Origin of the sequence: Maricaulis maris MCS10, assembly GCF_000014745.1 — a bacterium.
GTDB classification, from domain to species: Bacteria; Pseudomonadota; Alphaproteobacteria; order Caulobacterales; family Maricaulaceae; genus Maricaulis; species Maricaulis maris_A.
Window position 1 is genome coordinate 2,921,104 of the sequence record NC_008347.1, and the last position, 11,687, is coordinate 2,932,790.

Annotated in this window: 10 protein-coding genes; 2 read left to right on the forward strand and 8 right to left on the reverse strand. The window is 63.8% G+C overall.

All coding sequences use genetic code 11. The features are described 5' to 3' along the window. Positions 1-76: 76 nt before the first annotated feature. The 8 genes from MMAR10_RS13795 to MMAR10_RS13830 form a co-directional block, all read right to left on the reverse strand. Positions 77-892 (reverse strand): hypothetical protein, encoded by an 816-nt coding sequence (locus MMAR10_RS13795; RefSeq protein WP_011644604.1) that lies wholly within the window; start codon positions 890-892, stop codon positions 77-79. Between the two features lie 44 nt (positions 893-936). Then, entirely contained in the window at positions 937-1,857 is a 921-nt protein-coding gene (locus MMAR10_RS13800) for an RDD family protein (protein ID WP_011644605.1), read from the reverse strand. Then, positions 1,857-2,858: a stage II sporulation protein M gene (locus MMAR10_RS13805; protein WP_011644606.1), complete on the reverse strand. Its 1,002-nt coding sequence runs from the start codon at positions 2,856-2,858 to the stop codon at positions 1,857-1,859. The genes MMAR10_RS13800 and MMAR10_RS13805 overlap by 1 nt, the downstream gene beginning before the upstream one ends. Continuing rightward, the gene (locus MMAR10_RS13810) at positions 2,855-4,144 is read right to left on the reverse strand and encodes a DUF58 domain-containing protein (protein ID WP_011644607.1); all 1,290 of its coding nucleotides are present in this window, start codon (positions 4,142-4,144) and stop codon (positions 2,855-2,857) included. The genes MMAR10_RS13805 and MMAR10_RS13810 overlap by 4 nt, the downstream gene beginning before the upstream one ends. Then, positions 4,144-5,100: an AAA family ATPase gene (locus tag MMAR10_RS13815; RefSeq protein WP_041637863.1), complete on the reverse strand. Its 957-nt coding sequence runs from the start codon at positions 5,098-5,100 to the stop codon at positions 4,144-4,146. Before MMAR10_RS13815 ends, MMAR10_RS13810 begins: the two co-directional genes overlap by 1 nt. Positions 5,101-5,102: 2 nt before the next feature. Continuing rightward, positions 5,103-6,497: a hypothetical protein gene (locus tag MMAR10_RS13820; protein ID WP_011644609.1), complete on the reverse strand. Its 1,395-nt coding sequence runs from the start codon at positions 6,495-6,497 to the stop codon at positions 5,103-5,105. Further along, a complete protein-coding gene (locus MMAR10_RS13825; protein WP_011644610.1) occupies positions 6,494-7,270 on the reverse strand; it encodes a DUF4129 domain-containing protein in 777 nt (258 codons plus the stop codon). The genes MMAR10_RS13820 and MMAR10_RS13825 overlap by 4 nt, the downstream gene beginning before the upstream one ends. A 106-nt stretch (positions 7,271-7,376) precedes the next feature. Further along, complete coding sequence (locus tag MMAR10_RS13830) at positions 7,377-9,455, reverse strand: amidohydrolase family protein (RefSeq protein ID WP_011644611.1); 2,079 nt, start codon at positions 9,453-9,455, stop codon at positions 7,377-7,379. Positions 9,456-9,663: 208 nt separating this feature from the next. Here MMAR10_RS13830 and MMAR10_RS13835 point away from each other — a divergent pair, with 208 nt between their 5' ends. Both MMAR10_RS13835 and MMAR10_RS13840 read left to right on the forward strand, forming a co-directional pair. Further along, a complete protein-coding gene (locus MMAR10_RS13835) occupies positions 9,664-10,155 on the forward strand; it encodes an NAD(P)H-dependent oxidoreductase subunit E (RefSeq protein WP_011644612.1) in 492 nt (163 codons plus the stop codon). Next, positions 10,152-11,687: a formate dehydrogenase beta subunit gene (locus MMAR10_RS13840; RefSeq protein WP_011644613.1), complete on the forward strand. Its 1,536-nt coding sequence runs from the start codon at positions 10,152-10,154 to the stop codon at positions 11,685-11,687. The genes MMAR10_RS13835 and MMAR10_RS13840 overlap by 4 nt, the downstream gene beginning before the upstream one ends.

An 11,687-nucleotide genomic window follows, 5' to 3' on the forward strand; every position in this document is an offset into this window, starting at 1 on the left:
TCCCGAAAGAAAACGGAGCGGCGGGATACTGTCCCGCCGCTCCGCTGGTTCCTGTGTCAGATGATGCGACGCGCCGCTATTCGAACACGCGCAACAGATCACCGGTCGAGCCACCTTCCTTGATCTCGCGCAGACGCGCATAGACAAGGCCCGACGCGATCAGACCGATCGGCAGGATGAAGGCCTGAACAGCAGCGCTTAACACATTGAGCCACCAGGGAATGCTTGTCGCGATGGCCGCGCTGTCGGGATTCCCGGACGCGATGGCACCAATATCCATGACACTGGCGACGACGACACCGGTATAAATGAGCGAGATGATCCAGTTGATGACGATCAGGATCAGGACGATGCCAACAATTGCCCAGCGATAGCCCTTGGTCAGGGTTTCACTGCGTCCCAATGCAGAAAATCCGGCATTCTCGAAAACGATGGCCGGGACATAGACATACAACAGGGCCATGACATAGAGGCCGGGCACGATAAGCAGCAGGAAGCCGAATGCGATCGCGATACTGGCAACAATGCCGAGAAGAATGATCGGAATCAGACCTGTGACCGCTCCGCGGATCGCTGCGCCGGCCTGGGCACCTTGCCCGCCACTCAGTGAGATCGACATGCGCACGATCACGGCCTGCAAAATGATGATCAACAACATCGAGAGAACCATCAAAAGAAGCGTCGTGCCGACATCGCCGAACGGATTGGCTGGATCGACGACCATCTCGGACCGCATCGGGGCCTCGACGAGCAGGCTGTAGAGGACGAATGGCAGGAACACGACCCCGAAAAAAAGCGGGAAGTTCTTGAAGTAAAGGCTGAACGTGCCGCCCAATATGGTGCCAATACCGAGATTGGCCTTCATCGGTGGTGTTGGATTGGTATCAGTCATGTGCCCCCCTTGTGGCGCTGCAACTGGTGTAAACTTAACTGGCTTCAAGACGTCTGGTCGGCATCCTCCGTGCGGTGGTGCTTGTCATCACGCACCTCGCCAAACACCCTCTTCTGCTCGAGAAAGGCCCGCTGAGCCGTATAAAATGCGCGAAGGAATTCCTCGGCTCGAGCCGGTGGTACCGCCTCCTCATAGCCGATCTTGCGTCGGATCTGGGCGGCGACCTGGACCAGGCTCTCGCGACGCCGCTCCTCTGAACTGGCGCTTGCCGTGTCGGCCCGCAACAGGCGCTCCAGGGTCTGCAATTCGAAACGACCATAATGCTCCATTTGCGCGGCGGTAAAGTCGAAAGCCGCGGCCTTGGAACCACCTGACAGGTCCGGCAGCAGGACTGATCTGGGCCGTGAAGTGACATAGGTATTGGCGATCAGATCACCCAGACGCTGGCGTTTGCGATTGGTCAGTGGCACGGCGAGCACGATGATGATCCAGACCAACAGGACCACATTCCAGAACGTGCCGAGTCCGCCCGAGGCCAGCAGAAGCGAGCCCGGCATGAAAATTTCGACCTCCTTCAAGAGGTTTCGTGCCACCACGGCGTGGGTTGTAAGGCCGCGACCATCAGCGCCCAGCACGCGCAGACCGGCGGCTCGTTTTCCAACCGTCCGCCCATTCCAGAACAGCTCGGTGAGGATGTAGTAGGGCGCCCGGATCACCAGCATCAGGATGGCTGCCAGCGAGGCAATCAAGGGCTCGAGGTTGAAAGGCAGCAAGGCCAGAAGGATCAGGACCGCGATGACCACCACGGTGGTGATCAGGATGTCCAGCAACTGGGCCCCGAAACGGGCCGCCAGACCGGCCACCTCGAAACGGATCGGCACGCCCTCGGGCGGGACGAGATCAAACCAGCGCCGATTGCTGTCCAGCCGCCGAGCGACCTGGGCCGGGGTTTCCTGCATCGCCATCAGTGCGCTCTCCGCCCGGCCAGCATGAACCAGGCAAGCCATAGCGCACCTATGCCCCAACCGATCATGATCCGCATGCCGGTGTCGGTGACCATCTGGCGCGCAAAACCTTCCAGCAAGCCGGCGACCAGCAACATGAGCGACGCGACCAGAGCCAGTTTGACAGCATCCTTGGACGCCGCCCGCAGCGAGTCCTTGCGGGTCAGCCCGCCCGGAAAGAGCAGGGCCAGTCCCAGGCGGAAGCCGCCGGCGGCAGCCAGTGCCAGTGCGGACATTTCGGTGACGCCATGGATCGACAGCCAGCCGAATAATTCCAGACCCAGACCGCGGTCCGCGTACAGCCCCCAGAAGGCTCCCAGGATCAGCCCGTTATAGATTGTCAGCAGCAGGCTGGGCACGCAGGCAAAGACGCCGAGTGCGAAGGAGAACAGGGCGACCCGTGTATTGTGAGAGAAGAGAAAGGCGGCGAAGGCACCTAGCTGGGCGACAAGGTTTCCATCGGTATTGAACAGGACATCGCGCAGTGCCTCGGTGCTGGCGCCCGGACCCCGATCGCCCGCCAACTCTCCTGGAACAAATGCGTAGAACCAGGCCGGGTCCTGTGCGAAAAGCATAGCCGCCACCCAGCCGCCCAAGGCTAGGGCGAGGAAAGCCATCAGGATCGACGCCCAGGAACGGCGAACGGCCGCCGAGGCGGATCCGCCAAAAAAGCGCCCGATCACACCGGACAGGCTTTCCTGCGGCGCGTAAACGGCCAGGAAGGCCCGCGCTACCAAGGCTTCCAGATAGTCCAACAGGCCGCGATCGAGGGAGATGTCCCGGGCAACGGACAGGGAGGTCGCCGCCTTGCGATAGAGGGCCGCCAACGAGCGGGACTCGTCGAAACTCAACCTGTTGCCGCCGCTGCTCTCAACGCGGGCGACCAGCCCTTCCAGGGCCACCCAGTCGGCTTCGCGTTCACGGCGAAAACGGGTCGAGCGGATGGGTTGTGTCTCACTCATGCCACTTCCCGCGCCTTGAGATCGAGATAGGTGGACACCAGCCGCGGCGTGAGCTGGTCGGGGCGCACATCAAGCACCATCACGCCCAGCTGCCCCAGTCGTTCGATGACAATGCGGCGGTCACGCAGAAGGTCCGAAGCGGACACGGCCTCGGCTGCGGCCTGCAAGGTCGACACCGGCTGGCGGGCCTGGTCTTCGGTCACCGGGTCACGCAGTGCGATGAAGATGACCAGATGCTCGCGCGACAACCGGCCCAGATGCTCGACCATCAGCTCCGATGTGGTGGTGTCGACGAAGTCGGAAAAGACAATGACAAGGCTGCGGCGTCGCATCCGCGCCTGCAGCGTGGCAAGAGCCAGGGTCGGATTGCTCTCGGCGCTCTCATAACTCAGCTCGGCCAGGGCACGGCGCAGCTTGGGGAAGATCTGGCGACCGGCCTCTGGTGGCATCCAGCTGTGCGGCCGGGCATGGAAGGTATAGAGACCGACCTGGTCGCCGCCGACCGCCGCCGCCCAGGCGGTGGCCAGCGCGGCGTTGATGGCATGATCGATCTTGGGCAGGCCGGCGATTTCCTCACGCATCAGATAGCCATGATCGAGCGCAATGATGATGTTGTGATTGCGTTCCGCCCGGGTCTCCTTGGACAGCATGCGGCGTTGCCGCGCCGAGCGTTTCCAGTCGACACGGCGCAGGCTGTCGCCCGGCACGTATTCGCGCAACTGGTGGAATTCCGACCCCTCGCCCTCCGCGAAGGACTCCTTTTGTCCGTGCAGGCTGGTGCGCACGGCGAGGTCGATCTGACCCTGCGTCACCGGACGGATATCCGGCAGGATGGTGACCGAGCGCCCGATTTCGGTGCTCGGGGTGAAGTCAAAAAAACCGAAGCGGGATGGCCAGTTCAGCCAGACCCGTCCCAATGCCCAGGCGCCGCGGGCGCGGCCGGTCAGGGGCAGCTCGATCACATCGTCACCTTGCACGGGTCGAGCTTCGGCCGGGCCATCGACCCCTTCCGGCCAATCGAACAGGGCGATCAGGCCGGGCGGTGCGGCTGGGTCGATGTGCAGTCGGAACCGGGCGGTTTCGCCAGCGAAAACCGTTTCCGGCCCTTCCAGTTCCAGATGTCGGCGACGGTGAACACTGCCGACCAGATCCAGAATGATGAGAGCGGCGAGCCCCATCCACGGCACGGCGAGCAGACTGCCATCGCCGGCCGCGAACGGCAGGAGCAAGGCGGTCAGGCCCAGGGCGATCAGCGCCGCCCACAGCAATCGCCGTGTCGGTCGCATCAGCGTGGCACCTCGATCCGCGACAGGATGGCCGACAGGACATCATCCGGCGTCCGCCCCTCAATCTCTGCGGTCGGCCCCAGCAGGATGCGGTGCCGCAGGGTTGGCAGGAACAACGCCTGCACGTCGTCGGGAATGGCGTAGTCGCGACCGGCCAGCGCGGCGCTGGCCCGCACGGCGGCAGCGAGCGTGTCGGCGGCCCGTGTCGACGCTCCTTCCCGCACATCGCCATCAGTCCGCGTCGCCCGGATCAGATCGACAATATAGGCGAGGATTTTCTCATCCAGACGGATACCGTCCACCAGCGCGTGTGCGGCTTCGACATCGGCGGCGGAGATGACCTTCTCGACATCGGCGGTCCGGGCATTGAAGTCGAGGGGCTGCAGGGCATGACGCCTCAGGATTTCGAGCTCGTCATCGCGTCCGGGGAAGTCCAGCAACAGCTTGAACATGAAGCGGTCATTTTGCGCTTCCGGCAATGGATAGGTGCCTTGCTGCTCGATCGGGTTCTGGGTCGCGATGACGTGGAAATGCCCGCCCAACACGTGGTCGGTGCCGTCGATCGTGACGGTCCGCTCATTCATTGCCTGCAACAACGCAGCCTGGGTCTTCGGCGGGGCCCGGTTGATCTCGTCAGCCAGCAGAATGTCGGTGAAAACCGGCCCTTTCACCAGGCGAAAGCTGTTGGAGCTGAAGTCGAACAGGTTGGCGCCCAGAACATCGCCCGGCATCAGGTCCGGTGTGAACTGGACGCGTCCGAAATCAAGCGACAGTGCCGAGGCAAAGCTGCGGGCGAGCAAGGTCTTGGCTGTTCCCGGTGGCCCTTCCAGCAGCACATGGCCGCGTGCAAAAACAGCGACGAGGAGTTGGTCGATCACCCCGTCCTGTCCATGGATTGTCTTGCGGATTTCCGTGCGCAGCGCCTCGGCACGTTCAGCGAATTGGTCAAGGGTCAGGGTCATGCGAGCTCCAGGGCCTTTTGATAGGCGCGTTCCACATCTGCAAGTGCGTCCGCCGCGACTTCCGGTCGGATGCGATCGGGAAGCGCGTCGGCACGGTTGAATATATCTGTCAGGTGCGCGGCCAGCGCCTCGTCCTTGAGGCGAAGCCGCGCCACGACACGCCGGAAGGCATGGCCGGCGCGACGCTCGCGGCCGAGCCAGGCATCAGCCAGCGCCTGGCGGCGCCCGGCGACCAGGGTGCGCAGCAGCGCGCCATCGGCATGGGCGTTGCGCATCAGGCGTGCCTGGGCCTGCAAGGCGACGGCCCTCGCCGCGCCATGCCCCTGCCCATAGATCGACAGGAGCGGCCGGCCGCGAATACCGGCCCGCCACAGCAGCAGCGCCAGCAATCCGGCACCGGCCAGCCACAGCCAGGTGAAGGGCGGCTCGAACATTCGCGCCATGTCGGCCCAGCTGCGCTGGTGTTCATCTGGCCGGGCGGTCAGATAGACCGCCGTGGAGTAATCGATCAGCACGTCACCATCGCCGGCCAACCGCGTTATCAGTGCGCGCGCGATCGCGGCGTTATCTCCTTGGGCAAGTCCATGATTGTTGATGAGATCCGGATCGGACAGGACATGATAGGTGGCCTCTCCGAGCGAGCATTCCGCCAACAGGGCGCGATCCGGGTCGCCAACCAGGGGCACACAATTGTCCGGCAGGGCCATGAATTGCGGTGCGTATAGCCGCGCGCTTTGCGGCAGGAAATCACCGAGCGGGACATCCACCCAGTCGAGGATTTCCCCCCGGATGATGGCCGGATCGACATAGGTCGGCCGAGGGTCATGCTCGTCCACCCTGCCTCCTTCATCGTCGTCTGCCCGGTCGACCTCACGGTCGACTTCACGGTCGATCGCCAGATCGGCATTGGCGCCGGTTGTGATCCGCTCGGCCGGGCCTGCTGACCCGGTTACCGGGATCAGGAATTCGGGATGGACCGCACCCAGCATACGGACACCGTCCCGCCATTTGGGAAGGATGATGAATGTCGGGAGGGTTTCAATCTTCGTGGTGACGACATGACGCGAGATGCCACGCGGCGTCGCGTTGAGATAGGTGTTCTCACCGCCGCCGAATGTGACCGAACCCCGGTCGAGATCGTGGTCATAGAGCGGCAACACGCGCAATCCGACTCCCTCGCCAGACAGCGGCCCACGCCCATGAAAACGTCGGGCATCCATCCCGTCGGCGTTGAGCCAGATACCGAGCCCGTCGAGCCCCAGCGCGCTTTGCTCGATCGGGGGCACGCGGTCCCTCTGGGCCAGGAACCACAAGGCGAAGACCGCCGCCGCGCAGAGCACGGTGACAAGGAACCAGGCCCGGCCCTGCCCGTCATTTGCGGCCTGGCTCATGACGTCACCGTCCGATGGACGAGTACCGGGCGAGCATCCGCGATCAGACCCTCCACGCCGCTGGCGTCAATGGACTGACCCGCATAGCGCACGCGCTCCGCAGTCTGCACCAACGTCGCCACCACCCGGTAATGCGTCCAGTCGCGCGGCAGACGACGCAGCACTTCACGAGCGGTCTCGCTGCGCCGCAGTGCAGAGCCCGTTGCCTCCGCTGCGGCCGCAAGCACAAGCCGCTGCAAGGCGCCCAGCGCCTTGGCGGCGTCGGTCAGGCGGGCAATCTCCTCAAGCGTCAGCAAGGGCTGGTCGACAATGCCCGGCCCTGACATGGCTGTCTTGGGAGCGCTTTCGACATCCTGGATCTTGCGGGAATCAACCCGCAGCCCGACACCATGCCGCACGGCGAGATAGATGATGAAGTTCAGGACACCCGCGGCCAGGGCGTAAAACATCCAAAGAAGGACTTTCGCCAGCGTCAAAGCTGCCAGCCACGGGAAGCGGACAGACGCTGAGTCATTTGTGTCCGGCAGATTGGCCCGGGCCCGCCAGTCCGCGTCGGCATCGAGATAATCGATGGGAAGCTGCAGGCCTCGACGCTCAATGGCGTCAGCATAATTGGTCGCAATACCAGGCGCATCAGAGCCAGCATCACCCGCCAGGCGCGTGCCGATCATCACGATGACCAGCGTCAGCGCGACGATCGCGGCCAGCCAAAGCCAGGGACGCAATGCCGAGTGCTTCCGCGGCGCCATGTCCGGGCGGGGCGAAGACGCCATCAGACTCGAACTCCGAGAGGTTGTACACGACCACTGACGCAGCCGGAGAGAAATCTAGCCAGCGCCATTCTCTCCGGCAAGCCCTTGCGACTCCGCGGAGTCGCAATCAGCGCGGTTGGCTGACCGCCGGCACATCGGTGAAGGGCAGGATGCCGAACTCCGGATAGATTTCCGTCGGGTAGTAGAAAGTCCCGTTCGCCGACACGAGGGCGATGGTCTTCAGATCCTTGAAATCAGTCGTCGGATCGCCCGGCACCAGGAAGAAGTCGGCCAGCATGCCGGGAGCAATTGAACCCAGCTCGTCGTCCACGCCCAGATATTCGGCCATACCATGACTGCCCCAGGCAATGATCTCGGCCGGGGTCATGCCGATATTCTGGTACAGCTCGAGCTCGCGATGATGGGCAAAGGATCCGCCAAGATCAGTACCCGGCACGATGAACACGCCGGCATCGCGCATCATGCGCAGGGTCTGCGTGATCTGGTCAAAGGCGCCGCGATAATTGGCGTCATCCTCGTCCGTAGCAATGTCGGCCCAGGCGCTGCGGGCCCCACGCTGGGTCTCGACCGGCATGTGGTCGATATAGTCGACAACACCCGGTGACACCTCGCCATTGCGCGACAGGAGCAGCGCCTCGTGAATCGCGTAGGTCGGATCGATAGCGACACCATTGGCGACCATCGCATCGATCGTGTCACGCACCGCATCGCTGTCCAGATCAAAGGCGGGCAGACGGCGCAGCGCCGTCAGGCGCAGCAGGGAGCGTGTGTCCTCACCCTCTTCCAGCACCCAACCCAGCATCACCTGGTTGATATGGGTCATCTCGTCATAACCGGCGGCAATCATGGCGTCGGCATTGGTGAAGGCCGGCACATGACCGGCGACGCGCAAACCATTGGCGTGCGCCGCTTCGATGACGGCCGGGATCCAGTCCGGGTTCATCGAGTTGTAGACCTTGACCTGGATGTAATCGCCGCTGGCCGCATAGGTCTCGACGGCAGCGACCGCTTCGGCCTCGGTTTCCACCAGGATGCCATTATTGGAGCTGAACGGGCTGCGGCCTTCGATGAAGCCGCTGCGATGCACACGCGGGCCGGCGACTTCGCCGGCTTCGATGCGGGTGATCAACTCACCCAGAACGGCGTTGTTATTGCCCATATCGCGAACGCTGGTCACACCGGCAGCGATATTGAGGAAAGCGCTGGTTTCACCCATATGGGCGTGCATTTCGAACAGGCCGGGGATCAGTGACCCGCCCGCGCCGTCAATCTCGGTCTCACCCGGCTGTGTCGCGACATCGAGCGCGTCGATCGCCGAAACCCGTTCGCCATCAACAACAACCGATACCGGCTCGCCCAGGGCAAGCGTCTCCGGATCGAAGACCCGGACATTCCGGATCCGGACCGGTCCATCATAATGATGCGCCACGCGCGACTGGATTTCGGCGAAGCGGCTGGCGCCATAGCCGGCTGCGAGCGCGCGCAAGCGCTCATCCTCGGCCTCATAACCCGCTTCCAGAATGGCGAAACCGGGTGTGATCAAGCCAAAGAAAGCCGACCCGTCCATGAGGAAATATGTCGGGTTTTCACTGGTTCCAGACAGGCCGTAGGCGGTCACATCGCGGCTTGCTTCGCCATTGCTGACGCTCAGCTGTTCGACCTCGGACAGGCGCAGCTCGCCACCGGGGATGGCGGCCATCGACATGTCGTCACGCGCCAGCAGGGCGCGGGCAGCAATCGCCAGCCAATAGGGGCTGGCATCCTGGGGGACGTAGAAGGCGTCACCATCGGGAATGGCCTGGTCGCTGCCGGTCGCATCGCGCCAACGCGCTTCGCTGTCGACATACTCAAAACTCTCATCGATCGGATTGCCAAAAGTCGAGGCGCCGGAAATCGTCCAGTCGACAGGCAGGCCGTTTTCATCGAGCGTGACACTTTCGGTGATGGTCGGGCCGCGGCCATTATTGCGGTATTCGAACTCGATACCATACCCATCCTCGGTCGGCTGGATGTCCATGCCGCCAATCTCGGTTCCTCCGACAAGGACTGTGAAGCGCGTGGCTTCCGGTGCCCCGTGAGCGGCCGACGAAACCTCGTCGGTCGAGCCGTTTTCTACAGGTGGGCTGCACGCGGCTAGCGCGGCGATGGCCATTCCGGCCCAGATCGATTTCATGGTCATGGACATTGCTGTCTCCCCCGAGGCAAATCCTGTTGTCGAGGGTTAGCACCCTTTCCCGGGCCTGTCTTCACGACACGCCCCTATCCCCGTCATGCGATCGACCGCCCCCGGACAGGTGTCCCGCGTCGATGCAGCGGCGATTTGGGAACCGGACACAGACGCGTCATAGTGGAGCCTGAATGAAGGCGGCTATCGGGGAGGTTGGCGCCACACCATGCCCATGTTGATCGATACGGTCGATGATCCGGACGCGCGTGCGGCGTGCGCGCACCACTCAAACCATCCCGACGCCTTGATCGAGGTGCTCCACTGGCTTCAGGCATCTGCCGGGCACATCTCGGACGCCGCCATCGCGACCATCGCCGATGCCCTCAATCTGAGCCGAGCCGAAGTGCTGGGCGTGGTCAGCTTCTACCATGATTTCCGGCGTCAGCCGGGCGCCCGCCATACGTTCAAACTCTGTCGCGCCGAGGCCTGCCAGGCCGCCGGCGCCGAGGCCGTGGCGGCCGCCATTGAAGACCAGCTGGAGGCCCTCTCCACGACCGACCACCCGCCGGAATTCGAGTTGAAGTCAGTCTACTGCCTCGGCAATTGCGCCCTTGGCCCGGCCGCCATGCTGGACGAACGCCCACTCGGCCGCCTCACCGCAGAACGGGCGCTTGCGGCGCTGACCCGACTGGACAGCCGGACCGGAGGCAAGGAATGAGCAGCTCACTCCAGCGCGTCCTTGTCCCCGGCGATTCAGCCGCGCGGTCTGTGGGGGCCGACGATGTCGCTGCACGCCTGGCCGACGCCCTGCCTACCGACACCCCTGTCATTCGCAACGGATCCCGGGGCCTGTTCTGGCTGGAGCCGCTGATCGAGGTCGAGCGGAATGGTGAGCGCCTCGGCTTCGGACCGGTGACTGTCGAGGATGTGGACGACATCATCGAAGCGGGCTTCCCCGCGAGCGGACACCCGCTCGCCCTGGGTCCGGTCGAAAAAATCCCGCAACTGGCCGACCAGCAACGCCTGATCTTTGCCCGTTGCGGCCTCGACGATCCGCTGGACCTGGCAGCCTATCAAGCCGGCGGCGGCCTGGCTGGCCTGTCCCGCGCCAGAGCGCTGGCACCTGGCGTGATTGTCGAAGCGGTCAAAACGTCCGGCCTGAGAGGGCGTGGCGGCGCCGGCTTCCCGGCCGGGATCAAATGGGAGACCGCGGCCAAGGCTACCGTTGACGCGACCTATCTGTGCTGCAACGCCGACGAGGGAGACAGCGGCACCTATGCCGACCGCCTGTTGATGGAAGGCGACCCCTTCACCCTGATCGAAGGCATGTGCATCGCCGCCCGGGCCATCGGCGCGACCCGGGGGCTGGTTTATCTGCGCTCGGAGTATCCCGACGCCATCCGGACACTCAAAGCCGCCATCCGGATCTGGCGCGAAGCCGGGCTTTTCCAGGGCCTGTCGGACGGCGACGGCTTCGATATCGAAGTGCGCACGGGAGCTGGTGCCTATATCTGCGGTGAAGAAAGCTCAATGCTCAACAGCCTGGAGGGCAAGCGCGGTGAAGTGCGCGCCAAACCGCCCATACCGGCCATATCCGGCCTGTTTGGTCAGCCGACCATCGTCAATAATGTCCTGACGCTCGCCAGCGTGCCATGGATCCTCGAGCATGGCGGCGAGGCCTATCGCGATTTCGGCACCGGCCGGTCGCGCGGCACACAGGCCTTCCAGCTGGCCGGCGACGTCAAACAGGGCGCTTTGTTAGAGCTGGCCTTTGGTGTCAGCCTGCGGACGTTGATCGAGGATTTCGGCGGCGGCACGCGGTCGGGTCGGCCCCTGCGCGCAGTACAGGTCGGCGGCCCATTGGGCGCCTATCTGGCCGATGCGGACCTGGACGTCGCGATGGATTATGAGGCGCTGGCGGCGATTGGTGCTATGCTTGGGCATGGCGGGATCGTGGTCTTCAACGATACGGTCGACATGGCGCGGCAGGCCCGCTTCGCGATGGAATTCTGCGCTATCGAGAGCTGTGGCAAGTGCACTCCCTGCCGGGTCGGCGCGACGCGCGGACGCGAGACGCTCGACAAGATCATTGCCGGCGAGGCGGTGGCCGACAATCTCGCCCTGATTGAAGACCTGTGCGAGCTGATGACGGATGGCTCGCTGTGCGCAATGGGCGGGCTGACACCGATGCCGGTGCGCAGCGCCATTCAGCGTTTTCCCGAAGACTTCACCCGTCAAGCCGCCGAGTAG

Bases quoted from the DNA above. Each gene is read 5' to 3' on its own strand.
- MMAR10_RS13795 (WP_011644604.1), bottom strand. From the start codon at position 892: ATGACTGATACCAATCCAACACCACCGATGAAGGCCAATCTCGGTATT.
- MMAR10_RS13800 (WP_011644605.1), bottom strand. From the start codon at position 1,857: ATGGCGATGCAGGAAACCCCGGCCCAGGTCGCTCGGCGGCTGGACAGC.
- MMAR10_RS13805 (WP_011644606.1), bottom strand. From the start codon at position 2,858: ATGAGTGAGACACAACCCATCCGCTCGACCCGTTTTCGCCGTGAACGC.
- MMAR10_RS13810 (WP_011644607.1), bottom strand. From the start codon at position 4,144: ATGCGACCGACACGGCGATTGCTGTGGGCGGCGCTGATCGCCCTGGGC.
- MMAR10_RS13820 (WP_011644609.1), bottom strand. From the start codon at position 6,497: ATGAGCCAGGCCGCAAATGACGGGCAGGGCCGGGCCTGGTTCCTTGTC.
- MMAR10_RS13825 (WP_011644610.1), bottom strand. From the start codon at position 7,270: ATGGCGTCTTCGCCCCGCCCGGACATGGCGCCGCGGAAGCACTCGGCA.
- MMAR10_RS13830 (WP_011644611.1), bottom strand. From the start codon at position 9,455: ATGTCCATGACCATGAAATCGATCTGGGCCGGAATGGCCATCGCCGCG.
- MMAR10_RS13835 (WP_011644612.1), top strand. From the start codon at position 9,664: ATGCCCATGTTGATCGATACGGTCGATGATCCGGACGCGCGTGCGGCG.
- MMAR10_RS13840 (WP_011644613.1), top strand. From the start codon at position 10,152: ATGAGCAGCTCACTCCAGCGCGTCCTTGTCCCCGGCGATTCAGCCGCG.